The organism is Nesterenkonia sp. AN1 (assembly GCF_000582475.1).
In the GTDB taxonomy this organism is placed as follows: domain Bacteria; phylum Actinomycetota; class Actinomycetes; order Actinomycetales; family Micrococcaceae; genus Nesterenkonia; species Nesterenkonia aurantiaca.
Window position 1 is genome coordinate 65,828 of the sequence record NZ_JEMO01000002.1, and the last position, 25,801, is coordinate 91,628.

Consider the following 25,801-nt stretch of genomic DNA (forward strand, 5'->3'; position numbering starts at 1 on the left):
GTTGGTGAGTGTAGCGATCCCCAGAGGGCTTCAGCGGCACCAACACCCTCATGAGCGTCAGACGGCTCCGCCGAAACCGTCCTGACGCCAGGCTTCGTAGACGGCGATCGAGACCGAGTTCGCCAGGTTCAGCGAACGCCGCGAGGCGAGCATCGGGATCCGCACCCGAGCGGTGATGCGTGGATCGGCCTTGACCGCCTCATCCAGCCCGGTGGACTCCCGGCCGAAGAGCAGCACATCGCCGGGGCGGTAGGTGATCGAGGTGTGGGTGACGGTGCCCTCGCCGGTGAAGGCGAAGATGCGCTGGGGGGCAAGTGCCGCATAGGCCGCTTCCAGGTTCGGGTGCACGGTCATCACGGCGAGATCGTGGTAGTCCAGACCCGCACGGCGCAGCTTGGCGTCGGCGAAGTCGAAGCCGATCGGTTCGGCCAGATGCAGCTCCACCCCGGTGACGGCGGCGAGCCGGATCAGGTTGCCGGTGTTGCCGGGGATCTCAGGCTGGTCCACCAGCACCCGAATCGGAGTGTTCACGCCGGTCATCCTACCGGCGCCGGACTCGGCTCATCGCGCGGTCACTCGAACGGGTGCTGCAGCTGCCGGCGCAGCGCGGCAAGCAGATGCCGGTCGATCACGTTGGCCTGGGCGGAGGCGGCGAGCTGCTCGCGGATGCTGCGGAAGGCACGCGCCGGGGCCAGCGGGGCCCGGGCGATGCCGGCCCCGCGGGACTCCACCACCGGGCTCTGCATGCCGCCGTCGGGGGAGTGCAGCACGAGCTGCTGCCCCAGGTTCAGGCTGGTCTCGCGGCCGGCATCACGCATCGCGGCCTCCAGGGTGGCCCGCAGCAACCGGGAGTCTCCGGTGAGGTCAGGCAGGGTCAGCGAGCGTCCGGCGGCGTGGAGCCGGCGGCCGTCCCAGGAGGCAGCCGCAGCGGGCACCTCCAGGGAGGAGACCACCACCAGGGTGTCCCCGCAGACCAGCACGTGATCAACCGCCGGCCCGCGCGGGGGACGGCTGGCTCCGCGGCGATCCTTGCCCGCGGGTTCCAGGGCGACGGCGTTGAAGAGTCGCGCGGTGGGCAGCTCGGCGAGCACGTGCTTCTCCAACAGCGCCGCCATCCGCTCGGCGCGGCGGGTACGGCCTCCGCCGAAGAGCCCCTTCGAGGCGAACCGACCATGCGTGCGCTGACTGGTCAGCGGCAGCGAGAGCGGCTCGGGCCGGGAGAGGTCAGGGATGTAGATCGGGGCCAGATGGGCGGTCCCCGAGGGGGTGCGCGCGGAATCGGCGCTGCCGGAGCGCGCCGAGGTGCTGCCCGAGGCGGTGGTCCGGAATGCCGCCCCTGACCCGCCGAAGCCGCCGAACCCTGGGCGGCCGTAGGTGGGCCCGTCGTTCTCGGAGTCCTCTTCCGCGCCGGCGCCCTGCGGCTGGCGCAGCTTCCGATCGTAGGCGGCCCGGGCAGCCTCGTCGCCGAGGACCTCCCAGGCCGACTGCACCTCGTGGAACTCCTCCGCGGTGCCGCCGGCGTCGGGGTGGGCCCGCCTGGCCTGCTTGCGGTAGGCCGCGCGGACGGCCTGGGCGTCGGCGTCGGGGCCGATGCCCAGCACACTGTAGAGATCTTCGGAGTGACTGCTCATCGAGGATTCACGATAGCCCCAAAAGCGTAGAATCGTGGACACGATGTCATCTGCACCTGAGGCCCTGCCGGGCGGAACCTATTTCGACCACGCCGCCACCACTCCGATCAAGCCCACCGCCATGCGAGTGCTCACCGAAGTGATGCCGGCGCTGTCGAACCCCTCCTCGTTGCACGGCTCCGGCCGCCGCGCCCGGCTGGCGGTGGACTCCGCCCGCGAGCAGCTCGCCCGCGCCGCAGGAGCCCACCCCTCGGAGGTGATCTTCACCTCCGGGGGCACCGAGGCGGACAACCTCGCGGTCAAGGGGCTCTACTGGCAGCGCCGCGCGCAGGACCCGGCCCGGCGTCGGATCCTGCTGCCCGGGATCGAACATCACGCGGTGCTCGAGACGGCTGAATGGCTGGAGACTCACGAGGGCGCCGAACTGGGCATCATCGCCGTGGACGCGCAGGGCATCGTGGATCTGCCTGCACTGGAGGCCACCCTGGCCGAGTCCGCGGACTCGGTCGCGCTGGTCACCGTGATGTGGGCCAACAACGAGACCGGCGCGATCCAGCCGATCCCTCAGATCGGCGAGCTCTGTGCGCGCTTCGGGGTGCCGCTGCACACCGACGCGGTCCAGGTCTTCGGCTCGCTTCCGCCCGGCACGGCGCCGATGAGCTTCCGCGACTCCGGCGCCGCGACCCTGGCGATCAGCGGGCACAAGATCGGCGCCCCGGTGGGGATCGGCGCGCTGCTGGTCCGACGCGACGTGGTGCTGACCCCGGTGCTGCACGGCGGCGGGCAGGAGCGCGACATCCGCTCCGGCACGCTCGACGTCGCCGGGATCTGTTCCTTCGCCGCGGTGGCCCAGGAGCTGGTGGCCTCTCAGGAACAGGAGTCTCAGCGGCTGGCGGGACTGCGGGATCAGCTGCTGGACGCCGTAGTCGGGCTCGAAGGGGTCACGCTGCGCGGGCCGGACCCGCGAACCCACCCGGAGCTGCGGCTGCCGAACAACCTGCACATCACCGTGGACGACGCCGAGGGCGATTCACTGCTGTTCATGCTGGACATGGCGGGCTTCGACACCGCCACCGGCTCGGCCTGCACCGCCGGGGTCCCGCGCCCCTCCCACGTGCTGCTCGCGATGGGCCTCAGCGAGGAACAGTCCCGCGGTGCTCAGCGCTTCACCTTGGGCTGGACGACGACGGAGCGCGATGTGGCCGCGCTGGCCGCCGCGCTGCCTGCAGTGATCGCCCAGGCGCGCACCGCCGGAATGGCCGCCGCCCGACGCTGAGCGAGGGCACGGTCATGCATTCGCCGTATCCCGGCGTCTCTGGGGCGCATACCGCCTATCCGGCGTCTCTGGGGCGCATACAGGTGCTCTCAGCTCCTTATGCGGCCGCATTCCCGGTATCCCGGTGTCTCTGGGGCGCATACAGGTGCTCTCAGCTCCCTATGCGGCCGTATTCCACCCGTTGCCGCCCCAGCAATGGTGCGGGTGGGCGCGGGAGGCGGGAGGCGGGATGCGGCAAGGAAGGCCAGGCGGAGTGACTTCGGCTCAGGGTAGGACGACGTCGTTGACCTCGCCCGGCGCGCAGGCGATCTCCCAGCGGAATCCGTCGGGGTCGGCGAAGTATCCGCTGTAGCCGCCCCATGCGCGACGTTCGGCGGGCTGGATCTCAGTGGCTCCAGCCGCGCGCGCCTGGTTCCGGACCTCCTCGACCTGCGCGTCCTCAGCGACGTTGTGCGCCAGGGTCAGCGGCGCCAACCCTGGACCGGTCATGATCGGGCCCACCTCGGTCTCGAACTCCGCGCGGTCCCAGAGCGAGAGAAGCAGGTGCTCGCCGGCGCGCAGCATCAGCACCCCGGGGGCCTCCACGCTGGGCGCCCAGCCGAGACCCTCCACGTAGAAGCGTCGGGTCGCCGGCAGGTCGGCCACGGCGAGGGTGATCAGGGAGAGTCGCTGGTCCATGGGGTCTCTTTCGGATAGAGGGGCGAGTTTCCGGGGTGAAGCGTGTCCGTGGGGCGCATCCAGGTGCTCTGAGGTCTTCCTGCGGCCGCATTCCACCCGTTGCCGCCCCAGCGATGGAGGGGAGGGACGTGAGGGGAAAGGCGCGAGGGGAGGGGGAGGGAAGCGGTGACGGAAGCGGAAAGGGGCGCACCCCGCTCAGGCTTCGCGGAGCTGGTCGCGCAGCGCCTCGGCGGTGTCGCGCACCCGGGTGAGCACCCGCATCGCGGCGGGTTCGGTGAGCGAGGCGAACTGCGAGCGGGCTGGTTCTGCCTGGTGCCGGGCTGCGGAGCCGACCAGGATGAAGCTCTCCAGACTGCTCAGCGGCATCCCGATCCGGTCCCAAGGCCCACGCAGCCTTCGTGCCAGGTCGTTGACCTGGGGAAGCTGGGCGTCCCCGCGGCGTGCGGCCTCCGGGGAGTGAGGCCGCGCGGCTGCAGCGGCCTCCGCGGCGGTCACTGTGGAGGCGAGCATGGTGGCCCCAGATTCAACCAGTTCGGCGGTGCGCTCCCAACCCTGTGCCTGCATCACGGTCAGATCGACTCCGAAGCCGCTGACCCGCGGCCCCTGGGTCGCGCGGAAGTCCTGCAGATGCTCCGCCTCCACGCCGCCGCCGAGGTCGAGCAGGATCTCCTCGGCACCGCCGCGTTGGAGGGTCTCGATCATGATGCCCAGGTGGCCGCGGGCCTCCTCGCGGTCCAGCGCCCGGATCGTCCGGTAGCCGCTGACCGTGGGGATCAGGCCTCCGCGAGCGCGGATGTAGTCGGGTTCGGCGATGATGACCGTCAACGACGACGGCGCGCAGGCTCGCCGCACATGGGTCAGGTGCTCGGCGACCCCGGCGGCCAGTGAGCCGGCCAGGTCCCGGCGTGCCCCATGATCGGTGAGCACCTTCTCGCCGGAGGGCAGCGCGAGGCTCGCCATCAGGCTGATCGGTCCCAGCAGCTCCAGCACCAGGGGAGCGGCGAGTCCGTTCTCGTCGGTGGCGTCCAGGCCGGCCTCGCGGCGCCGCCCCCGGACGTCGGCCAGGGTGTCCACATCCGAGCGCAGCCAGCCGCGGGCGCGCTGGTCATCGGCGCCGGGTCGCTGGGTGAGCCGCCAGCCGTAGGAGGTCAGCTCGGTGGCGAGCTCGGAGAGCTGAGCGAGACTGCGGCCCAGCAGCTGCGAGTGCAGTCCGCGTCCGGGAAGCTCAGGAAGTCCGGGCAGGTGCGGTGCCGGCAGCTCGGCGGCCTGCAGCTCTGCGCTGTGCAGCAGATCGGTCCCAGGCATCACACCGGCCGCGGCGGAGCGCAGGGGCATCAGCGGTCGGTCGAATCGTGGGGTGCGGCCGCGTCGGCGGCGGATTCTCCGGGGCCGACCGCTGCGGCGCCGGGGGCTTCCGTGCTGGACTGCTCGGAGCCGAGGCCGGCGCTGGAGATCGCCTGGTGGTGGCGGATGACCTCTTCGATGATGAAGTTCAGGAACTTCTCGGCGAACTCCGGGTCGAGCTGGGCCTCATTCGCCAGGCGCTTGAGCCGCGAGATCTGGTTCTTCTCCCGGGCCGGATCGGCCGCGGGGAGCTGGTGCTTGGCCTTGAGCACTCCGACGCGCTGGGTGGCCTTGAACCGCTCGGCCAGCAGGTAGACCAGCGTCGCATCGATGTTGTCGATGCTGGCCCGCATGGACAGCAGCTCATCGAGGATCTCGGGTTCGATCTGGGTGCCGGCCTCGCCGGCGCGGGGATCAGTGCTCATGCATCCAGCCTACTGGGCGGCGGAGGCCACCGGCTGGTAGTTCTTCGAGCGGGCGGTGTCGATGGTGGCCTGTCCCAGCACCCGGGTGCCCTGGTACATGACGGCGGTCTGACCGGGGGCGACGCCCTGCAGAGCATCCTCGAGCTCCACCATCAGCCGTGGTGCGCCGTCTTCGGTCTCCGGGTGCTCGGCCTCGACCCGAGCGCGGGCGGGCACCGGGTCGGCGTGCGCGCGGATCTGCAGGTCCAGGGAGAACCATTCCCCGGTGGCGGCCTCGGGGACCGGGGCGCCGGCCCAGGAGAGCCGGATGCCGGTGAGCCGGTCGATCTCGAGCAGCTCGCGCGGCCCGGCGACCACGGTGTTGTCCTTGGGCCGGATCTCCAGCACGAACCGGGGCTTTCCGTCCGGGGCGGGGTGGCCGAGCTTGAGGCCGCGGCGCTGGCCCACGGTGTAGGCCTCGGAGCCCTCATGCTCGCCGATCTGCTCGCCCTCGGCGTCGAGGATCGGGCCGTTGCGCAGCTCGATCTGCTCGGCGAGCCAGCCCCGGGTGTCCCCGTCGGGGATGAAGCAGATGTCGTGGGAGTCGGGCTTCTTCGCCACGGAGAGTCCGCGCTCTGCCGCCTCGGCGCGGACCAGGTCCTTTGAGGGGGTCTCGCCCAGCGGGAAGATGCAGTGCTCGAGCTGCTCGGTGGTGAGCACCCCGAGCACGTAGGACTGGTCCTTGGTCCAGGTGGCCGCCCGGTGCAGCTCCGGGCTGCCCTCGGCGTCGCGGAAGACCTTGGCGTAGTGTCCGGTGGCCACGGCGTCGAAGCCCAGTGCGATGGCTTTGTCCAGCAGCGCCTCGAACTTGATCTTCTCGTTGCAGCGCATGCAGGGATTCGGGGTGCGGCCAGCGGCGTATTCGCTGATGAAGTCATCGACCACATCGGCCTTGAAGCGTTCGGAGAAGTCCCAGACGTAGAACGGGATGCCGAGCTTCTCGCAGGCGCGCCAGGCGTCGGAGGAGTCCTCGATGGTGCAGCAGCCGCGGGACCCGGTGCGCAGCGTGCCGGGCATCCGGCTCAGCGCCAGGTGCACCCCGACGACCTCGTGGCCGGCGTCCACGGCGCGCGCCGCGGCCACAGCGGAGTCCACTCCGCCGGACATGGCTGCCAATACCTTCATGAATCTCTTCCCGGTTCCCTGTAGTGGTTGCGCACGCCTGTGCGCCGAGCTGGTTCTTCTGCCCAGTATTCAGCACTTCCGGGGGTCGATGCATTCCCGCCGGTCAGCGCGGGTGTCAGTGAACATCCCAGCGCCGAGGTCAGAGCCGGTGTCAGCGCCGAGGTCAGTGCCGATGCCAGCGCCGGAGCCAGCCCCCGAGTTCGCCCCAGCCTGAGCCTCAGCCCCGGCCCCGGAACTACAGCCGGCCCGAGGCCTTGAGCCGGATATAGGTGTCGGCGAGCTGCGGCGGCAGCTGGTGCGGGGCGGCTTCGACGACCTCGACCCCGAGCGAGGCGAGCTGGCGGCGCAGCGCCTCCTTCTCGATCAGCGCTCGCTCGGCGGCGGCTGCCCGGTAGACCTCTCCGGCGGTCTCCCGGGCTCGGGCCCGCCGATCCAGCTCCGGGTCGCGCACCGCGGCGAGCACCACGAGATGGCGCTGGGTCAGCGCGGGCAGCACCGGCAGCAGGCCCTCCTCCAGCGAACCGGAGTCCAGCGAGGTCAGCACCACCAGCAGGCTGCGCTGCGAGCTGATCGCTCGGATCTGCCCCGGCAGCTGGGAGAAGTCCGCCTCCACCAGGCGGGGTTCCACCGTGGACATCGCCTCGGCCATCTGATGCAGCAGGTCTCCACGCATCCCGGATCGGGCCTGCGAGCTGAGCCCGCGGTCGAAGGAGAAGTAGTCCACCCGGTCACCGGCCCCCGCGGCGAGCGCGCCGAGCAGCAGCGCGGCATCCATCCCGGAGTCCAGCCGCGGCTCATCCTCGATGCGCACCGCGGAGGTGCGCGAGGAATCCAAGGCGATGATCACGCGCCGGTCCCGTTCGGGCCGCCAGGTGCGCACCACCAGATGCTGACCCTGGGAGGACTGCCGCCGCGCGGTGGCCCGCCAGTCGATGGAGCGCACATCATCGCCGCGCACGTAGTCGCGCAGCGAATCGAACTCATGCCCGGCGCCGCGGATCTGCACCGCGGTCGCTCCGTCGAGCTCGCGCAGCCGCTGCAGCTTCGAGGGCAGGTGTCGCCGCGAGTGGAACGGCGGCAGCACTCGCAGGGTGTGCCGCACCCGGTGGGTCACCTGGCGTCCGGCCAGGCCCAGCGGCCCGATCGAGCGCAGGCTCAGATGTTCGCTGTGCAGGTCTCCGCGCCGGGTGGGTCGCAGCGCGGTCTCGATCCTTGCGGTCTGGATCCGGGCGGCGGACCCGTTGGGACCGTTCGATCGGCCCGGTCCCAGCCGGATCGGGCTGATCTGCGCGCGTGCACCGGCAGAGGGCTGCCAGCCGTCCTTGACCTGACCCCGCAGCGGGCGCGACCCGGCCTGGTAGACGGTGGTGCTCGCCGTCGTCGCCTGGCCCAGCCGCACCTCGGCGGTCGGCACCCGTTCGACCCGCACGCTGCGCGGCGAGCCGGCGAGCACCATGTCCACCGCGGCGAGCAGGATCAGCAGCACCGCGCAGCCGAGCAGCGTGCCCGGCGCCGGGAACACGACGACGACGGCGCTGAGTCCCAGCGCCACGTAGAGGAAGCGTCGGGTCAGGACCATCGGTCGGCTCCGATCACCGTGGGACCGGCACGGTGGCCAGGATCGACTGCAGCACGTCGTCGATGCTGACCCCGTCCATCGCCGCTTCGGGACGCAGCGAGACTCGATGCCGCAGGCAGGCCGGAGCCAGCGCCTTGACGTCGTCGGGGGTGATGAAGTCGCGGCCAGAGAGCCAGGCCCAGGCGCGAGCGGCGTTCATCAGAGCGGTGGCGCCACGCGGGGAGACGCCCAGCTGGAAGCTCGGGGTCTCCCGGGTGGCGCGGGCGAGGTCGACGATATAGGCCAGCACCTCACCGGCGATGGCGACCTGGCGGACCTGGGCGCGGGCGGCGAGCACGTCCTGGGCACCAGCCACGGCGCGGACCCCGGCCCCGGCGAGATCGGAGGGGTTGAACCCGGCGGCGTGGCGGCGGATGACCTCGATCTCCTCACTGCGGTGCGGAAGATCCAGGTGCACCTTGAGCAGGAAGCGGTCCAGCTGCGCCTCCGGCAGCGGGTAGGTGCCCTCGTACTCCACGGGGTTCTGGGTGGCGGCGACCAGGAACGGATCGGGCAGCGGTCGGCTGATCCCGTCCACCGAGACCTGCCGCTCCTCCATGGCTTCGAGCAGCGAGGCCTGGGTCTTGGGCGGGGTGCGGTTGATCTCATCGGCGAGCAGCAGGTTGGTGAAGACCGGGCCCTCGCGGAAGCTGAAGTCCCCGGTCTTGGAGTCATAGACCAGCGAACCGGTCACGTCGCCGGGCATCAGGTCCGGGGTGAACTGGACCCGCGAGGTGTCCAGGCTCAGCGAGGCGGAGATCGCCCGGACCAGCAGGGTCTTGGCCACCCCGGGCACCCCTTCGAGGAGCACGTGGCCACGGACCAGCAGGCCGATCAGCACGCTGGTGACCGCGGCATCCTGGCCGACCACCGCCTTGGCCACCTCGCCGCGGACCTGGTGGAACTTCTCACGCAGCTCATGGGACGCCTGGTCCGGCATCAGAGACGGGTCCTGGTGGTTCTGCGTGGCAGCGATATCTGGTTCAGTCATTGCTGGTGTTCTTCCCTTGCTGGCGGTTCAGGTGTGTACGGTCTGTGCTGGTCTGCCCGGCGCCGAGCCCGTCGCGGGCTCCGCCGGCCGAGTGGGCGCCGGGGTGATGGTTCAGCGCGGCGCGCTGGACCTCGTCCTCGAGCTGCGCCAGCGATTGGGCGTAGGCGACCAGCTCTGAGTTGCGGCGCGGCTGCTGGGCGAGGAGCCCTTCCAGCTGCGCGGGATCGCGGCGGACCTGCCGGGCGGCGGCGATGATGCTGGCCTCCTGCGGCGCGGTGCCGAGCCGGAGCAGCCGGGCGAGCCGGATCAGGTGGGCGCTGCGCAGGGTGCGCGCGGAGGGTGCCACCGCGTTGGCGCTCTGATACATCCGACCGCGTCCCTCGGCGGTCTCGGCCCCGGGGACCTGGACCGGCAGCGGCTCGCCGACCACCGGACCGGGACGTCGCCCGAGCACCAGCATCATCACCAGCACGCAGAGCAGCAGCCACCAGGCCAGCGGGACGACCCAGTCGGGGAGGAAGTCCATGGGGGAGGCCCACTGCTGATCGTCGAGCGTGTCCACTCCCATCGGGGTGTACCAGATCAGGTCATCCTCGGCGCCGAAGAGCCACAGCGCCAGCGCCGCGTGTCCGGCGTCGGTGATGTTCTGGTTGGTGAACGCCGCCGGGCCGCCGAAGAGCAGGCCGGCGTCGGTCTCGATCAGCATCTGCGCCTCGCCGGCGTCCTCGCTGAACCCGATGAAGCAGCCCGGCGCGTCGCCGAAGAACAGCGCTCCCGGGGCCTGCACCGTGGCGGCGTTGACCGCCGCGTCCACCGGGCACTGCGCCCCGGCCTCCAGCGCCGCGCTGGAGCCGCCGCCGGGGTGGGTTCCGGCATAGCTCGCCGGGCCCTCGGGGTAGAGCGCGGTCAGCAGCTCGGGTCCCTCGCTGAGCAGCACCACCGGACGCTGGTCGCGCTCGCGGAGGCCTTCGTTGAAGGCAGCATCGGGAACGTCCCCGGTGGAGAGGACCACCAGCGGGGCCTCCGGATGCTCGGTCATCAGGTCTCGGGCGATCTCCGCAGAGGCCGCCTGGTGGATCTGCACCTCCTGCTCCTCGAGCACCCCGGCGAGGGCGGCATAGCCGTCCAGCGCGGTGTTCTGCAGGCCGAAGCGATCCATGTCCTCATCGTTGAGCGACTGGATCAGCGCCACCGACAGGAGCCCCAGGATCAGCAGCAGCAGCCAGAACTGCCAGCGCTGGAACCCGTTGCGCAGCGTGGAGCCGAGCGTCGCCGTCGTCGTCATCCGCGCGCCCCCTGATGCTGCTGGGCCTCATGCTGCTGGGCCTCAGAGTGCTGGGGCTCAGGGTGCTGGGCCTCGGGCGGGGACTGCAGCCGCTCGGCCAGGGCGAGCAGCGTGTCGTAGGCGGCCTGGTTCAGCGAGCCGCCGCCGTAGCGGGAGTAGTTGAACAGCTCGGCGGCATGCATCGCCTGCCGGGCCTGGCCCGGGTGTGCCCGCGCCAACGCGGTGCCGGCCTCGGTGGCGGTGCGGCCAACCTGCTCGGCGAGCTCCTGGCGCTCCTCGGCGGCGCGGATCACGGCGCGGAAGAGCTCCCGGCAGGCCTCGTCGAAGCGTCCGGCCTGGGCGTGGGATTTCGCCCGCCGGCGCAGCTGCTCCGCGGTCACCCCGGCGGGGCTGGTGAGCAGCTCGCCGGCGTCGGCGCCGCGCTGCAGCCGGGGCCGCACCAGCACGATGCACAGGATCACCGCGACGAGCAGCAGCACCAGCAGCAGCACCGGACCCAGGGGCAGGTTCAGCGGACCCAGATTCAGGCTCAGCTGGTCCAGCCAGGCGAAGAAGCGGTCTGCGGCTTCGCGCAGCGGCCCGGTGGCGTCGCGCTGGTAGCGCGGATCGCTGAGCTCCTGCTCCAGGAGCCGCCGGGCCTCATCGGGTTCGGGCTGCACCGCGGTCCACCTCCGCGAAGTGCTCGTGGAGATGCTCGATCGAGCCGGGGACCAGACGATCGGCGGGGGTCCGGGCGGACTGCAGCGGCAGGCGCACCGGGTCGGTCGCGGCCAGCAGCGTCACGTCCAGGGCCTCCTGCCGGATGCGGGCGTTGAGGTACATCAGTGAGATCACCGTGCCCACCACACCGATGAACAAGGTGGTCAGCACGGTGCCGTAGAGCTCGGTGAGGGCAAACACGGCGAAACCGGCCCACTCTCCGCCGGGGACCGGTGAGCCCTCGAGCAGCTCGGCGGCGGCCACGGTGACTATCAGCGGCATCGACGCGATCGTGAACACCAGTCCCAGGATCACGTAGAGCAGCGCGACCAGCCCGATGTTGCGCCACCAGCGGCCGCGGTTGAGCTGCCAGGACCGTCCGATCGCGGCGAAGGGGCCCCGTCGCTCGACCACCACGGTCAGCGGGGCGTACATCACCGCGGCGGTGACCCAGCACAGGGCCAGGAAGAGTCCGGGCAGCACCACCACGGCGCCCAGGAACAGGGTGATCACCAGCAGCAGCACGGCCACGAAGAACACCGGCAGCGCCACCACGGACAGGATCAGACCCAGCACCAGAAGGTTGACCACGGTCGGGCCGACCCTGCCCAGCCGCAGCCGGACCGTCTGGCCCATCCCGGTGTGCAGCCCGTAGGCGGCGCGCAGCGTGGGCAGCACCATATAGGCGGCAGCCACCGCGATGACCAGAGAGGTCAGCGCGGAGCTCGCGAAGGTCACCCACAGGAAGCCGGCATCGGCGGCCACGCCCAGCGCCAGGTCCGGGTCCTCGAAGGCGCCCGGGTCGGTGAGCATGCGCATATAGGAGGAAGAGGGAAGCACCAGCATCATCACCAGGGTGAGCCCGAAGTTCACCAGCCCGGCGAGGAACGGGACGCCCAGCACCGCCTTCGGTGAACGGCGGATCACGGCCACGGCGGCGCTGAACAGCTCATCGGCGACCATCCGGCGCAGCGGGAAGACCGATCCCGGGGTCAGCTCCGGATCCTGCGCGGCGCGGGAGGTTGCGGAACCGGTGCCCGGCCACGGCCTGGCACGGTGTGTCTCCGCTGTATGGGTCATCGCCCCTCCTCAAGCGCCTCTGCGCGACTGCCCTCTGCGCTCAGCCTACCGCTCTCATATATCCTGAGTGCGGTGCCGCTTGGAACTGGGCCCGAACCTGCGCGCGCAAGACGTTCTGCGCCGCAGGCCCCCTATGGATGGAGAGCAGATGAAAGCCAGAATCCTGGTCGTCGACGACGACGAAGCGCTCGCAGAGATGATCGGCATTGTGCTGCGCAATGAGGGATTCGAACCCACCTTCTGCTTCAACGGCGAAGACGCCCTGGAGACCTTCCACAGCTCCAAGCCGGACGTTGTCCTGCTCGATCTGATGCTGCCCGGGAAGGACGGCATCGAGGTCTGCCGCGAGATCCGCGAGGAGGCGGACACCCCGGTGATCATGCTCACCGCCAAGTCCGACACCGCTGATGTGGTGCGTGGACTCGAGGCCGGCGCCGATGACTACGTCCCGAAGCCCTTCAAACCGGCGGAGCTGGTGGCCCGGGTCCGCGCGCGGCTGCGCCCAGCCGACCATAATGCCCGGCCCGACGGCGAGAATCTCACCATCGGTGACCTCAGCATCGACGTGGCCGGCCACGAGGTCCGCCGCGGCGAACATCGGATCTCGCTGACCCCCCTGGAGTTCGACCTGCTCACCGCCCTGGCGAAGAAGCCCTGGCAGGTCTGGAACCGCGAGATGCTGCTGGAGGAGGTCTGGGGCTACCGCCACCAGGCCGACACCCGGCTGGTCAACGTGCATGTGCAGCGGCTTCGTTCAAAGATCGAGAAGGATCCGGAGAACCCCGAGATCGTGCAGACCGTGCGCGGCGTCGGCTATAAGGCCGGAGGGCAGGGGTAGTCATTCCAGGCGAAGCTGATCATTCCGCGGATCGCACCGCGTCTCGATCCTCGGCGAGCTCCACCGGCAGCATCCCGGTGATCCGGGACCAAGCCCGGGGCCCGCAGGAGGAGAGTCAGGCGACTGCGGAGTCGGCCGAGGCCGCCGCCGCGAGCTCCCAGCCGGGGCTTCAGCCCGGTGCCAAGCGCAGCTTCGCCGGCACCGCCCGGAGGATCAGCGGGCTGCCCCGCCTGTGGGCGCGCTCGCTGCTGATCCGGGCGGTGTTCTTCACCGGATTGCTCACCATGATCAGCACCATGGCCGTGGCGGCGTTCCTGGTCCAGCAGGTCACCTCGGGGCTCTTCCAGGAGCGCTTCGACCAGGCCGAGCTGGAGGCCGCCGAAGGGCTCGACTCGATCCGCAGCAGCTTCGCGGCGCTGAGCACCAGCAGTCGGACCGAGGCGCAGCAGGACATCCAGTCGATCCTCAACGACGTGGGTGAATCCTCCACGCAGATCCGGCGAGAGGTCATCTTGGCTCCGCTCGACGTTGGCGAGAACCTCTACGTCGACGGCATCACCTCCGGGGGCGTATCTCAGGGCGTGATCTCCGAGGAGCTCACCGACGCCGTCGCCGCAGGCACCGGTCAGTACTGGCAGGCCGTGGAGCTGCGGGCCGAGGGGGACTCCGAGGCGCCCGGGATCGCGTTCGGCACCCAGGTCGACGTCCAGGGCAGCCCCTATGCGCTCTACTTCGTCTACGACTTCTCCCCGGTCCAGGAGAACGTCGCCTTCGTCTTTCGCACCATGCTGGTCGCCGGCGTCGCGATCCTGCTGATCAACATGGCCATCGCCGCCTGGGTGGCCCGCTCGGTGGTCCGTCCGGTCTCCCAGGCCGCGGAGGTCTCGGAGCGGATCGCGGACGGCCAGCTCGACCAACGCCTTGCGGTGCGCGGGGAGGACGAGATCGCCCGCCTCGGACGGTCCTTCAACCGGATGGCCTCAAACCTTCAGGAACAGATCACCCAGCTGGCGAACCTCTCCAAGATGCAGCAGCGCTTCGTCTCCGACGTCTCCCACGAGCTGCGCACCCCGCTGACCACCGTGCGGATGGCCGCCGAGGTGCTGCATGAGTCCCGGGATGACTTCGATCCGATCAACCGACGCTCCACCGAGCTGCTCCACCATCAGGTGGAACGGTTCCAGGCGCTGCTCTCGGACCTTCTGGAGATGTCCCGGTTCGACGCCGGCGCCGCAGAGCTCGCCACCGCCGAGGTTGACCTGCTGGCCCTCACCCGGGAGGTCTTGATCAGTTCCAAGCCGCTGGCGGAGAGCTCGAACACCCCGCTGGGCCTGGTGGTCCAGGGGGAGAACTTCCGCGCCGAAGTCGATGCTCGTCGGATCAGCCGGATCCTGCGCAACCTGATCAACAACGCGATCGAACACGCCGAGGCCCGCCCAGTGGATGTGGTCGTCTCCTCCAGCCCCACAGCCATCGGCATCGCGGTCCGGGATCACGGGATCGGCATGAGCCCCTCCGAGGTTGCCCACGTCTTTGACCGGTTCTGGCGCGCCGATCCGGCCCGAGCCCGCACGACCGGCGGCTCCGGGCTGGGGCTCTCCATCGCCACCGAGGACACCCGGCTGCACCAGGGCGCGCTGGACGCCTGGGGACAGAAGGGTCAGGGCTCCTGCTTCCGTCTGGTGCTGCCGCGCCGCCAGTCAGTGCCCTACCGCGCCTCGCCGATGGCGCTGCCCCCGGTCTACCGGGCGACCGACCGGTACCGCATCGAAAACATCCAGGACCTCCCCGAGGCAGAGCCGGAGCATGACCGGATCAACGAACAGGCGCTCTACCAGCCCAAGAGGGGGGAGTCATGATCCGCCGTCGACTGCTCGCCCTGATCACGGGACTGCTCGCGTTGATGCTCACGCTCGGCGCCTGCTCGCCGCTGCTGCCCACCGACGGGCCGGTGGGCACCTCCGCCCCAGAGTCGGGCGAGGAGCTCACCTACACCCCTCAGGCCCAGCCGCCGCAGACCGGAGCCAACGCCGAACAGATCGTCTCCGGATTCATCCGCGCCGCGCCGGCGCCCAGGACGACTACGCCGTCGCCCGGGAGTTCATGTCGCCGGAGGCGGCCAGGGACTGGCGACCGGATGCCCGGACCGTGGTCTATTCCTCGGAGCCCCCGGTGTTGGCCTCCGGAGAGAACACCTGGAGCGCCCAGTTTCAGGTGGACTCCGTGGTGGACGGGGCTGGGATTCTGACCCGGCTGCCAGAGAACTCCACCGAGGTCTTGGACTTCACCGTGGAGGAGATCGAAGGGGAGTGGCGGATCACCGACGCCCCCGACGGCACCATGCTCATCGACGGTTCCTTCCAGCAGGCCTACCAGGCCCATACGCTCTACTATTTCGATCCGCAGCTGCGCTACGCGGTGCCGGATCAGCGCTGGTTCCTCAACCGCCCGGGCATCTCCTCGCAGATCGTCGGCGCGCTGCTTGCCGGTCCGGCGCCCTACCTGGAGCCCGCCGTGGTCTCTGCCTTCGGTGAGGACGCCACTCTCGAACGCGCCTCGGTGCCGGTGGACAACAGCACCGCAGCGGTTGACCTCGCCCCGGAGGGCGTGGAGGACGCCTCGCCTGCGGAACGGGCCCTGATGCAGGAACAGCTGGAGCTCGCGCTGACCTCGCTGACCCGGGTCAATGAGGTCGAGATGACCGTGGCCCAGCGGGAGTTCGACATCCCGCTGGAGACGGAACTTCCCGAGGCGGAACGGCTGCGCATCGAAGTCGCCCCCGAGGTCGACTCCACCCAGGTGGGCATCGAGAACGACACCCTGCGATGGCAGAACGACCAGGTCACGCTCTCCATCGGAAGCCTGCCCGATATCGCGGACCTCGACCCACAGGCGCCTGCAGTCCCGGGATCCTCATCGGAGGAGGTCTTCGCGTTCCTCAACGGCGCAGGAGACCAGCTCTACCACCTGCGCCCGGAACGCGCCGAGGACCTGGTGCTCGAGGCCCCTGACCTGACCCGCCCCTCCATGGACAACTACGGCTGGACCTGGACCGCCTCCGCACAGGGCGGTGAGGCTACGGTCCATGCCTTGGCGTACGACGAGTCCCTGGAGCCTGCCACCGCGGAGGTCAGCGCCGACTGGCTCGAAGGCCGCACGATCACCTCCCTGCGCATCGCGCAGGACGGCGCTCGGGCTGCGTTGATCCTCGACGACGACGGCGAACGGGACCTCTACGTGGCCGGTGTCATCCGCGATTCCAGCGGGATACCCCGCGGACTGGGTCAGCCCATGCGGCTGGAGACCTCGGTGGAGCTTGAAGAGGTGCGCTGGCAGGGGCCCGACGCGCTCTACGTCTGGGCCAGCTCCGAGGAGGAGCCCATGACCCCGGAACGGGTCACCCTGACCGGCTCGAACCGGGCTGACAGCCAATTGCTGGGACTCTTGAACATCTCTGTGGGGGAGGGCCAGCAGAAGGTCTTCGCCGAGACCGTGGACGTGCCCTTCCAGAACCTCTCCGGTGACGCCTGGGTGGCCTTGGAGGAGATCGAGATCCGCGACCTGGCGTTCCCGGGCTGAGCCGCAGAGACCGCTGAGCCGCTGGGCTGCTGGGCTGCTCGCACGCTGAGCCGCTGATGTTCGGGCCCGCCGCGGCGTGCTGCCCGAGCCGCAGCCGCACGTGGTCTGCCCCAGCTTCGGGTGACGGGGCGGCGGCACCCCGGTTCTCCCCAGCGGCACCGGCGCTCAAGACTCGGAGCCGCGGTGCCGCGAAGATCGGTGCATGAGTTCGATGCCCCAGCGCCCGGCCCGGCTCGTCCGCTCCGTGGACCGGATCTGGTTCGGTCCCACCGGGGTGGCTCTGCGCACGGCGCTGCGCGGCGCGGCGGGGCTGGTCTCCCCGGTGTGGTGCATCGGCTGCGCCGAGCAGGATATGGTGCTGTGCGCACCCTGCGCGGAGGAACTGCACCTGGTGACCCGCACGCCCTTCCCGGCCGAGGACCAGGCCCTGGCCCTGCCGCTGCTGATGGAGGGGCAGGTCCTCACGGTGCTGCCGGTCAGCGCCGCCGGGCGCTACGAGGGACTGCTGGCTCGAACGGTGCTGGGATTCAAAGACCACGGGGCCATCGGCCTGAGCGCCGCGCTGGGACCCGGGCTGGCCCGCGCGCTGCGCCTGGCGGCGGCGCGCGCCCTGGCGGAACCCGGCGCGGAGCCTGCCGGGGAAGCTGACGGGGAGCCTGCCGGGGAAGCTGACGGGGAGCCTGCCGGGGAAGCTGACGGGGAGCCTGCCGGGGAAGCTGACGGGGAGGCTGCCGGGGAGCCTGGCGGGTTGCCGTCCTGGCTGTTGGTGAGTCCGCCGCCGTCGCTGCGGTCCCGGCTGACCCGCGGCTTTGATCCGGTGCAGCTGCTGCTCGACCGTGCTCTTGCGATCTCCGAGCCGGAGCTGCGCCGGCTCGGACTGAGGCCCACGCGGGTTCCAGGGCTGCTGCGTGCCTCTCGTGCCGCAGCGCTGAGTTCCCTGAACCCTCGGCACGGCCGGCAGAAGACCCGTGGAGCGCGAGCGCGGCGTCGCCGCTCGGTGGGAAGCATCGAGCTGACGCCGCGGGGTCGGAGCCTGCTTCCCGGTGCCCAGGTGCTGCTGGTCGATGATGTGCTCACCAGCGGGTCCACCCTGGCGGAGCTGTACCGGGTGCTCACCGCCGCGGGAGCCCGGGTCCGCGGCGCCGCGGTCTTCGCGGCAGCCCCTGGTACCTGGGGCTGGATTGGAGTTTCAGCTCGGGAGAGCTTCGCCCGAGGCGTAAATGGTGACGTGGGTCGCTCGGGGGATTAGTGTGAGGTATGGGTAACTTCTTACAGTCCCATCGCAGCGGCGAAGGGAGATCGTTCCCCTCCCCGCTGTGCCTGATATTGGATACGAGGAGGACAGAATGACTCTGCAGGTCAACTTCACTGGCCGAAACATCGCGATCCCCTCCGCCTTCAAGGAGCACGTCGAAGGGAAGCTCGAGAAGATCGAGCAGCTCACCGACAAGGGGCATCGCCTGGAGATCAAGGTCTCCAGCGAGAATTCCCACCGCCGAGCCGATACCAGCATGACCGTCGAGCTGACCGTCATCGGCCGTGGCAAGGTCATTCGTTCCGAAGCGCAGGCCGGGGACAAGTTCGCCGCCTTCGAGATCGCCCTGAACAAGCTCACCGAGCGACTCAGGCGCACCCTGGACAAGAAGAAGTCCCGCGCCCACGCCTCGCACAACGGAGCCGCCGATGTGGCCGCCGCGATGGCCAGCATCCCGCCGGTCGCCACCGACCGTCCGCTCTATGAGCAGGTCCTCGATGCTGAGGCGGCCGACGATGTGCCGCCCACCGAGGATGAGGCGGAGTCCAGCATCAAGATCCGACGCAAGGTCTTCCCGGCCAAGCCGGTCAGCGTCGACGCGGCAGTGGATGCGATGGAGCTGGTCGGCCACGACTTCTACCTCTTCGTGGATGCCGCGACGGGTCAGCCATCAGCGGTCTACCGCCGCCGCGGCTGGACCTACGGCGTGATCTCGCTGGATCAGAACAGCAGCGATCAGCATGAGCCGGTGGTCGAGGAACTGGCCTACCAGGCCTCCTGACCTCCACCCCACACCCCAACCCCCATGTTGAGGGGCGGATTCTCCGGGCACTTCATGCCCAAACGGGCTTAGAAGCTCGGAGAATCCGCCCCTCAACGCTGTGGGGAAGCGGTTGCGCGCAGGTGTTCGGGGGCTCCGGGAGGGAGCGCGTAGAATGATTGATGGTGATTCATGCCTATCGTGAGTCTCCGCCGAACCAGTAGACACCGATGGAGAACTGGCTGTGCCCACTCTGCTTGAACGAATCCTCAAGACCGGGGACAAAAAGATCCTCAGGACTCTGCGCTCCTACGCGGATGCGGTGAACCTCCTGGAGGACGAGTTCAAGGAACTCAGCGACGCCGAGCTGCGCGCTGAGACCGAGCGCTTCCGGGAGCGCCTGCGCGACGGCGAGTCGCTGAACTCTCTGCTGCCCGAGGCCTTCGCCACGGTCCGTGAAGCGGCCGACCGCACGCTGGGTCAGCGCCACTACGACGTACAGCTGATGGGCGGAGCGGCCCTGCATCTCGGTGACATCGCCGAGATGGGCACCGGCGAGGGCAAGACCCTGGTGGCCACCGCCCCGGCGTATCTCAACGCACTCAGCGGCAAAGGCGTCCACGTGGTCACCGTCAACGACTACCTCGCCAAATACCAGGCGGACCTGATGGGACGCGTCTACCGCTTCCTCGGACTCAACGTCGGCACCATCACCAACGACCTGAAGCCGGCCGCTCGCCGTGAGGCCTACGCCGCCGACATCACCTACGGTACGAACAACGAGTTCGGCTTCGACTTCCTGCGCGACAACATGGCGCAGTCCCTGGACGACCTGGTCCAGCGGGAGCACCACTACGCGATCATCGATGAGATCGACTCGATCCTCATCGACGAGGCCCGCACCCCGCTGATCATCTCCGGCGCCGCCTCCGCCGACATCTCCCGCTGGTACAGCGACTTCGCCACCCTGGTCAAGAAGCTTCACATCGACGAGGACTATGAGGTCGACGAGAAGAAGCGCACCGTCGGCGTGCTGGAGTCCGGGATCGACAAGGTCGAGGACTACCTCGGGATCGAGAATCTCTACGAGACTCAGAACACCACACTGATCCAGTACCTCAACAACGCCATCCGGGCCAAGGAGCTCTACCGTCAGGACACCGACTATGTGGTGTCCCAGGGCGAGGTGCACATCGTCGATGAGCACACCGGACGCATCCTCAAGGGACGGCGCTATAACGAGGGCCTGCACCAGGCCATCGAGGCCAAGGAGCAGGTCCGGATCAAGCCGGAGAACCAGACCCGGGCCACCGTGACCCTGCAGAACTACTTCCGCAGCTACGAGAAGATCTCCGGCATGACCGGCACCGCCGAGACCGAGGCCGGCGAGTTCATGTCGACCTATAAGCTCGGCGTCGTCCCGATCCCCTCGAACCGCGCCCGTCAGCGCAGCGACCACAACGACCTCGTCTACAAGAACGAGGTGGTGAAGTTCGAGGCGGTGATCAAAGACATCGTCGAACGCCACGAGAAGGGCCAGCCCATCCTGGTCGGCAGCGAATCGGTGGAGAAGTCCGAGTACCTCTCCAAGAAGCTGGCCCAGGCAGGCATCCGCCACGAGGTCCTCAACGCGAAGAACCACGAGCACGAAGCCACCATCGTGGCCCAGGCCGGCCGCAAGGGGTCTGTCACCGTGGCCACGAACATGGCCGGACGCGGCACCGACATCATGCTCGGCGGCAACGCGGAGTTCAACGCCGTCCGCGAGATGGAACGCCTCGGTCTGGATCCGGAGAAGGACGCCGAAGCCTATGAGGCGAGGTGGAACGAGGTCTTCGACCGCGCCAAGGCCGAGACCAAGGCCGACGGCGACAAGGTCCGGGAACTGGGCGGGCTCTACGTGCTGGGCACCGAGCGGCACCAGTCCCGACGCATCGACAACCAGCTGCGCGGACGCTCCGGACGTCAGGGCGACCCCGGCGAGTCCCGCTTCTACATCTCCTTGACCGATGACCTCATGCGGCTCTTCAACCAGGCCGCCGCGGCACGGATCATGAACTCCAAGGCCATGGACGATGAGATCCCGGTGGAGCACAAGTTCGTGTCCTCCGCGATCGCCAACGCCCAGCAGCAGCGCGAGGGTCAGAACACCGAGACCCGCAAGAACGTGCTCAAGTACGACGACGTGATGAACCGGCAGCGCCAGGCCATCTACTCCGACCGCCGCCGAATCCTCGAAGGCGACGACGTCCACGAGAAGGTCCAGCACTTCATCGAAGACGCGGTGGGCCTGATGATCGAGGAGAAGACCACCGCGTCCTCCTCGGAGGAATGGGACCTGGAGGCTCTCTGGGAAGAGCTGAAGTCGCTGTATCCGGTGTCGTTGAGCATCGAGGACCTGATCGAAGAGGCCGGTGGCATCGATCAGCTCAACGTCAAGATGCTCAAGCGTGAGCTCATCTCCGACGCCAAGGTCGCTTACGAGAACAAGGCGGAGGAGATCGGGGAGGCCGCCATCCGGCAGCTCGAGCGCCGGGTCCTGCTCACCGTGATCGATGAGAAGTGGCAGGAGCACCTCTACGAGATGGATTACCTGAAGTCCGGGATCGGGCTGCGCTCGATGGCTCAGCGTGATCCGCTGGTGGAGTACCAGCGCGAAGGGTTCCTGCTCTTCCAGACCATGGCCGACAGCGTCCGCGAGGACTCGGTGCGGCTGCTCTTCAGCGCAGAGGTCACCGCGAAGGCTCCCGAGACCGCCATGCCGAATCTTCCAGGCGTCAAGGACGGCAGGATGTTCGCCGCTGGCAAGCGGCTGCGCGTTCCTGGTCTGCAGGACACCACCGCGACCCAGGGCTGAGCCGGGGGTTCAGCCAAGCTCCATCGCGACCACGCGCCAGCGCCGTCGGTGGGCTTCGATCCGCAGGGCGCAGGCCCGGATCCGCTTGCCGTCTCCGAATACGACCGAGACCTCCCACACGCCACAGACGAGGCGTTCGGCGCGCAGGTGCCCGAAGGTCAACGGCTGGGGGCGGGGAATGGTATGGGTTCCAGCGCCTCGATTCCCGGTGCCGGTCGCCGCTCCAGGCGAGGCACGGCGGGTCTCGGTCAGGAGCCTGGCGCGTTCGGTCACCTTCTGCTGCACCTCCGGATCGAGCCAGCGCTGCAGCTGGGCGGCCGGGCGCAGGCCCTGCAGGACCTCCGTGGTGACCTGGCACACGATGCGAGAGATCGCGCAGATCTGCCGTCGCTCCTCGCGGTAGCTGGCCAGCGTGGTGGGCGGCTCGCCCGGAGCTCCGCGCTCCGCAGCCGTTCCGCGCTCCCCGCGAAGCCGCCGCATCAGGGCTGGGACCTCGTCTTCGCGCTGCAGTCGATACCCTCCCCGCTCGGCGGAGCCCTGCCCTGGCCCCGAGGAGCCAGGCGCTGGGATGACCGTGGTGCGCCCGCGCAGCTGAGGATCCGCGTCGAGGAAGGCACGCAGCGAATCCAGCGGATCCTCACGCGCGTCACCCCGAGCCCGGTGCTGCGCGCCGTCCCGACCGTCGTTCCGGCCACGCGGCTGTGACGGCGGCTGCTGACCTGCTGGGTTCACTGACATGATCTCTCCCGAAGGTTCGCTGGTGCGGGGCGATGGTGCCTGGGTCGCTGATTCTGGGGTTGCTGTTCTTCGGATGCTGGATCTCGGGGTGTTTCTTCACCGGTGCCGGCCTGGCTAGGTGGCGGGAACGTTGAGGATCATCCCAGGCAGGATGAGGCCGGGGTCCGCGCCGATGCGGTCTCGGTTCTCGGCGTACCATTCGGGCCAGCTCGCCGCGATCTCCCAGTCCGTGGCGTCGGGGCCCAGGTGCTCTGCTGCAATGTCCCACAGCGAATCACCGAGCCGGACCACGATCTGTTCGGCCTCCGAACCCGGGCGGGTGGGAAGGCCGCCAAGCCGGTCCGGGTGCGGCGCCGGGCCCCCGGGGGTGGAGCGTCCTGGGTCGGTCTGGTCGGCGCTTCCTGGAGTGCCCGGGTCGGCCTCGGGTTCGGTGGTGTCGAACAAGACGGAGTCCGGCACGTCGTGCGGCACCTCATCCGCGTCGCCGTCGGTATCTCCGTTCGGATCCAGGTCCTTGTCGCCGTCGGCATCACCGCCTCGATCCTGGTGCGCTGCCCGCTCGAGCGCAGGGGCTGCAGGGTCCTCAGACCGGGGTCCCGGGTGCGGGAGGATCTCGGTGGGAGTGGTGGCACTCTGTACCGGCTCGCTGGCCTGGGAATGCTGCCAGGAGCCCGCGGCCATCGTGGTCAGCGCGAGCCCGGCTCCCAGGGCCAGCGCCGCACTGCGCCGCATGAATCCCGGGCTGAACCGCGCGAGGAATCCCTCGACCCGCCAGGCGCCGCACCGGCGGGCGATCTGTTGGGCGAGAATCGCCAGCACCGCGATCAGCGCGCCGCCGCTGATCAAGAGCCCCGAGGCCGCGGCGAGCAGGCCCAGCAGCGTCTCCGCGGCATCGATGCCGTGCTGGTTCGGCACCTGGCCGAGGCGTGTCCCGAGGTCAGGCTGCTGGTCAAGGATCGTTGCTCCGAAACCCCATAGGGCGGGGCCGCTGGCGATGAAGACCAGGCTCAGCAGCAGGTCCCCGAGCCGGTGGCGGGCACCGGTGTCTTCTGAAACCGGCGAGCCTGGAGATGCGCTGCGACTACCCATGATGTCGACCTGGTCCAATGTAGTGAAGTTTGTTTACGTTTGGTGTTTTTAGAGTGTACACAGCATCGACAGATCCGCGATAGAGCTGAGGCGGATCGTGTAGCCTCGGGCCGAGAAGCAGGTCGCGGAGATGGGACCGATATGCGTTGGGATGCACTGTTCGCGGACCTCGAGGCTCAGCTGGAGGCCGCACAGACCGCCGAGTTCGACGCCGCGCTGGCAGACGCGTCCCGACTGGAATCTTCCAGGCTGGAGTTCGCCGAACGCCTGCGTGCGCACCAGGACCGGCCACTGGTCCTGCAGGTCGTGGGTGGTCAGCGCCTACAGGTGCGAATCATGGCCGTGGGTGCCGACTGGCTGGCTGGCACGGCAGCTGCGCACAGCGTCCTGGTGCCGCTGGGCGGGATCCTTGCCGTGGACGGCATGGAACGCGCGGCGGCGCGCAGAGAACCCAGTGCCACGCGACGGCGACTCGGCATCACGGCTCCGCTGCGGAGGCTGGCGAGGGACCGGGCACCGGTCAGCGCCTTCGGAGCAGAGGGAGTCTTGGGTTCAGGCCTCATCGCCATGGCTGGGCGGGACTTCGTCGAGATCACCCCGGCATCGCAGGATGAGCGGCTGCGACGGGGTGGGGGAGAGCGGTCATCCCGGGTCATCCCGCTGCACGCAGTGGCCTGGTTCCGCAGCGAGCGGGTCGACCTCGACTAGCCGCAGGCTCCGTGCCGACTCAGGATCGTGCTGACCCTGCCTCATCCTGGGCCGGTGACGCGGGCTGAGCGGCCGGGGCTGCTGTCGCTCGTGAGGCCCGCTGCGCGGCGTACTGGCGCTCGATGTACTCATCGAGCTTCGACTCCTCAACGCGCCACTGTCCGCGACCCCCGATCTGGATCCCCTCCACATCCCCGGTCTTGATCAGCGCCCGGGTCTGCGACAGGGAGATGTTCAGCGCCTCCGCCACGTCGGGCAGGGTCAAGAACCGTCGCATCGTGAGCCTCCATGATTCAGCGTGACGTTTGATGTCGTTTCACACGATTCTCCCACGTTCCAAGGGCGGATTCCGAGTTCTCCCACACGGCAGAGGCAGAAACCCTTCTGCACAGCTTCTGCTCCACCCGTTGTCTTCTTGGGAGGCTGTACCTACGCTGAGGCCTGTGCGCCCGCGCTGGCGGGCCCTCAGCCAGGGAGAGATCATGCCTGAGTCGTATTCGCCGCCGAGCGCAGACTCCGGGCCGCGTCCAAGGACCCCCGAAGCCCCCAGATCCGGACCCGCCGCGCAGCGGCTGCGCCGGCCGAGCTGGCGAGATCCCCGGCTGTTGGCCGGCGTGCTCATCGTCGCGCTCTCGGTCTCCGGGGTGATCGCCCTGCTCACCGCCCAGAACCAGACCACCCAGGTCTACGCGGCCGACCGGCTGCTCACCGTGGGGGACCGGCTCAGCACCGAGGACCTGCGAGTGGTCCAGGTGCAGATCGACGAGCTCTCCGGGGCCTACCTCCTGGTCACCGAGGCGCTGCCCGAGGACACGGCATTCATCGCCCTGGTGGAGGAGGGCGAGCTGATCCCGCGCCGCGCGCTGGCCGAGGAGGACCCGCTGGGGCGACAGGCGCTGACCATCGAGGTGGAGCACACCCTCGCCCGAGGTGTGGAACCGGGACGCCTGGTCGATGTCTGGTCCGCCGACGCCGGGCCGCTGGGAGCCCAGGAAGAGGTCCAGGTGGAACAGATCGCCGCCGGCGCCCAGGTCTCGGTGATCACCGAGTCCAGCAGCAGCTTCGGGGCGCAGGATCGCGTCACCGTGGAGCTGCTGGTGGACCCGGCGGAGCTGCCGGCGCTGCTGGGCGCCACCAGCTCGGCCTCGGCCCTGTCCGTGGTCCCGGCGGGAGCCGATGCCGGCTCCGTCTCGGAACCCGCGCCGGAGGACGGGGCCTAGATGGGCCGGTGGGCGGTGGTGACCATGGGTCGGCTGAGTGTGGACCACATCGCAGCCGTCGAGGGTCTCCAGGGGCCCGTCACGATCGAACGCCGCTGCGCCGACCTTCCCGAGCTGATCGCGGTGTGCCGCGCCGGGCGGGCCGACGCCGCGCTGATCATCGGCGAGACCCAGCAGCTCACGGCTACGGTGCTCGGCGAGCTCCAGGCCGGTGGCAGGCAGGTCGTCGTGCTCTCACACATCGTGGAGGAGCGCAGCCGGTTGCAGCGGCTCGGAGCGCGCACCTTCAGCGACGAGGTCAGTCCCTCGGCGCTGGCGCGGGCGCTGCAGGGCCGCGAGCCGATCCATGAGACCGGCACAGGCTTGCCCGAGGCCACATGGGGCTCGACCTACGGGTTCCCCGCTGCGGCAGCCGAGCGGACCCGTGGCGCGGACCAGCTGACCAACGGCGCCTCGGAGCCAGCCGGGGCTCCTGCGCCGGCCGCCTTCACAGCCGAGGACAGCTCAGCCACCCCGGAGGCCACTGCCACCCCGGACGTCCCGCCGGAGCCCGGCGGCGCGGCGCG

Annotated in this window: 22 protein-coding genes and 2 pseudogenes; 10 read left to right on the forward strand and 14 right to left on the reverse strand. The window is 69.6% G+C overall.

What is annotated here, in order from left to right:
* Positions 1-57: 57 nt before the first annotated feature.
* A complete protein-coding gene (locus BG28_RS01900; protein ID WP_036473678.1) occupies positions 58-540 on the reverse strand; it encodes a tRNA (cytidine(34)-2'-O)-methyltransferase in 483 nt (160 codons plus the stop codon).
* Between the two features lie 32 nt (positions 541-572).
* Positions 573-1,631: a J domain-containing protein gene (locus BG28_RS01905; protein ID WP_036473680.1), complete on the reverse strand. Its 1,059-nt coding sequence runs from the start codon at positions 1,629-1,631 to the stop codon at positions 573-575.
* 43 nt (positions 1,632-1,674) lie between these two features.
* Here BG28_RS01905 and BG28_RS01910 point away from each other — a divergent pair, with 43 nt between their 5' ends.
* Entirely contained in the window at positions 1,675-2,907 is a 1,233-nt protein-coding gene (locus tag BG28_RS01910) for a cysteine desulfurase family protein (protein WP_051500837.1), read from the forward strand.
* Positions 2,908-3,171: 264 nt separating this feature from the next.
* On the opposite strand, the gene BG28_RS01915 is transcribed toward BG28_RS01910, so the two are convergent.
* From BG28_RS01915 to BG28_RS01955, 9 genes are all read right to left on the reverse strand, one after another.
* Complete coding sequence (locus BG28_RS01915; protein ID WP_036473682.1) at positions 3,172-3,585, reverse strand: VOC family protein; 414 nt, start codon at positions 3,583-3,585, stop codon at positions 3,172-3,174.
* A gap of 195 nt (positions 3,586-3,780) precedes the next feature.
* Positions 3,781-4,920 carry a hypothetical protein gene (locus BG28_RS14065; RefSeq protein ID WP_051500827.1) on the reverse strand — a complete coding sequence of 380 codons (1,140 nt, stop codon included), beginning with the start codon at positions 4,918-4,920 and terminating at the stop codon, positions 3,781-3,783.
* Positions 4,920-5,354 carry a chorismate mutase gene (locus BG28_RS01925; RefSeq protein ID WP_084479327.1) on the reverse strand — a complete coding sequence of 145 codons (435 nt, stop codon included), beginning with the start codon at positions 5,352-5,354 and terminating at the stop codon, positions 4,920-4,922. Before BG28_RS01925 ends, BG28_RS14065 begins: the two co-directional genes overlap by 1 nt.
* A gap of 9 nt (positions 5,355-5,363) precedes the next feature.
* Positions 5,364-6,518, reverse strand: coding sequence for a tRNA 2-thiouridine(34) synthase MnmA (gene mnmA / locus BG28_RS01930; RefSeq protein WP_036473684.1), 1,155 nt, complete (start codon positions 6,516-6,518; stop codon positions 5,364-5,366).
* 235 nt (positions 6,519-6,753) lie between these two features.
* Entirely contained in the window at positions 6,754-8,097 is a 1,344-nt protein-coding gene (locus BG28_RS01935) for a DUF58 domain-containing protein (protein WP_036473686.1), read from the reverse strand.
* 13 nt (positions 8,098-8,110) lie between these two features.
* The gene (locus tag BG28_RS01940; RefSeq protein WP_036473745.1) at positions 8,111-9,076 is read right to left on the reverse strand and encodes a MoxR family ATPase; all 966 of its coding nucleotides are present in this window, start codon (positions 9,074-9,076) and stop codon (positions 8,111-8,113) included.
* A gap of 43 nt (positions 9,077-9,119) precedes the next feature.
* Positions 9,120-10,412, reverse strand: coding sequence for a DUF4350 domain-containing protein (locus BG28_RS14070; RefSeq protein ID WP_051500828.1), 1,293 nt, complete (start codon positions 10,410-10,412; stop codon positions 9,120-9,122).
* Positions 10,409-11,071: a DUF4129 domain-containing protein gene (locus BG28_RS01950; RefSeq protein ID WP_036473688.1), complete on the reverse strand. Its 663-nt coding sequence runs from the start codon at positions 11,069-11,071 to the stop codon at positions 10,409-10,411. The genes BG28_RS14070 and BG28_RS01950 overlap by 4 nt, the downstream gene beginning before the upstream one ends.
* On the reverse strand, positions 11,052-12,191 hold the full coding sequence (locus tag BG28_RS01955) for a hypothetical protein (protein ID WP_036473689.1): 1,140 nt from the start codon (positions 12,189-12,191) through the stop codon (positions 11,052-11,054). Before BG28_RS01955 ends, BG28_RS01950 begins: the two co-directional genes overlap by 20 nt.
* A gap of 148 nt (positions 12,192-12,339) precedes the next feature.
* Here BG28_RS01955 and mtrA point away from each other — a divergent pair, with 148 nt between their 5' ends.
* The 6 genes and pseudogenes from mtrA to secA all read left to right on the forward strand — a co-directional run.
* Positions 12,340-13,029: an MtrAB system response regulator MtrA gene (gene mtrA / locus BG28_RS01960; protein WP_036473691.1), complete on the forward strand. Its 690-nt coding sequence runs from the start codon at positions 12,340-12,342 to the stop codon at positions 13,027-13,029.
* A 77-nt stretch (positions 13,030-13,106) separates the two neighbouring features.
* Positions 13,107-14,888, forward strand: a complete 1,782-nt coding sequence (mtrB, locus tag BG28_RS01965) for an MtrAB system histidine kinase MtrB (RefSeq protein ID WP_235180922.1) — start codon at positions 13,107-13,109, stop codon at positions 14,886-14,888.
* A gap of 289 nt (positions 14,889-15,177) precedes the next feature.
* The gene (locus BG28_RS01970; protein WP_161634781.1) at positions 15,178-16,608 is read left to right on the forward strand and encodes an LpqB family beta-propeller domain-containing protein; all 1,431 of its coding nucleotides are present in this window, start codon (positions 15,178-15,180) and stop codon (positions 16,606-16,608) included.
* Positions 16,609-16,810: 202 nt separating this feature from the next.
* Complete coding sequence (locus tag BG28_RS15735; RefSeq protein ID WP_235180923.1) at positions 16,811-17,857, forward strand: ComF family protein; 1,047 nt, start codon at positions 16,811-16,813, stop codon at positions 17,855-17,857.
* A 97-nt stretch (positions 17,858-17,954) separates the two neighbouring features.
* Positions 17,955-18,644, forward strand: coding sequence for a ribosome hibernation-promoting factor, HPF/YfiA family (hpf, locus tag BG28_RS01980; protein ID WP_051500829.1), 690 nt, complete (start codon positions 17,955-17,957; stop codon positions 18,642-18,644).
* A 223-nt stretch (positions 18,645-18,867) separates the two neighbouring features.
* Positions 18,868-21,453 (forward strand): annotated as a pseudogene (gene secA / locus BG28_RS01985) (preprotein translocase subunit SecA); the annotation flags it as partial.
* A gap of 36 nt (positions 21,454-21,489) precedes the next feature.
* On the opposite strand, the gene BG28_RS14075 reads toward secA, so the two are convergent.
* The gene (locus BG28_RS14075; RefSeq protein ID WP_051500830.1) at positions 21,490-22,218 is read right to left on the reverse strand and encodes an Rv3235 family protein; all 729 of its coding nucleotides are present in this window, start codon (positions 22,216-22,218) and stop codon (positions 21,490-21,492) included.
* A 114-nt stretch (positions 22,219-22,332) separates the two neighbouring features.
* Positions 22,333-23,307, reverse strand: coding sequence for a LysM peptidoglycan-binding domain-containing protein (locus BG28_RS01995; protein WP_133725409.1), 975 nt, complete (start codon positions 23,305-23,307; stop codon positions 22,333-22,335).
* 141 nt (positions 23,308-23,448) lie between these two features.
* Here BG28_RS01995 and BG28_RS02000 point away from each other — a divergent pair, with 141 nt between their 5' ends.
* Positions 23,449-24,015, forward strand: a complete 567-nt coding sequence (locus tag BG28_RS02000; RefSeq protein WP_036473698.1) for a hypothetical protein — start codon at positions 23,449-23,451, stop codon at positions 24,013-24,015.
* A gap of 19 nt (positions 24,016-24,034) precedes the next feature.
* On the opposite strand, the gene BG28_RS02005 is transcribed toward BG28_RS02000, so the two are convergent.
* A complete protein-coding gene (locus BG28_RS02005; RefSeq protein WP_051500831.1) occupies positions 24,035-24,292 on the reverse strand; it encodes a helix-turn-helix domain-containing protein in 258 nt (85 codons plus the stop codon).
* A 205-nt stretch (positions 24,293-24,497) separates the two neighbouring features.
* Here BG28_RS02005 and BG28_RS14080 point away from each other — a divergent pair, with 205 nt between their 5' ends.
* Both BG28_RS14080 and BG28_RS02015 read left to right on the forward strand, forming a co-directional pair.
* Entirely contained in the window at positions 24,498-25,235 is a 738-nt protein-coding gene (locus tag BG28_RS14080) for a hypothetical protein (RefSeq protein WP_133725408.1), read from the forward strand.
* Positions 25,236-25,801: pseudogene (locus BG28_RS02015) on the forward strand (hypothetical protein); the annotation flags it as partial.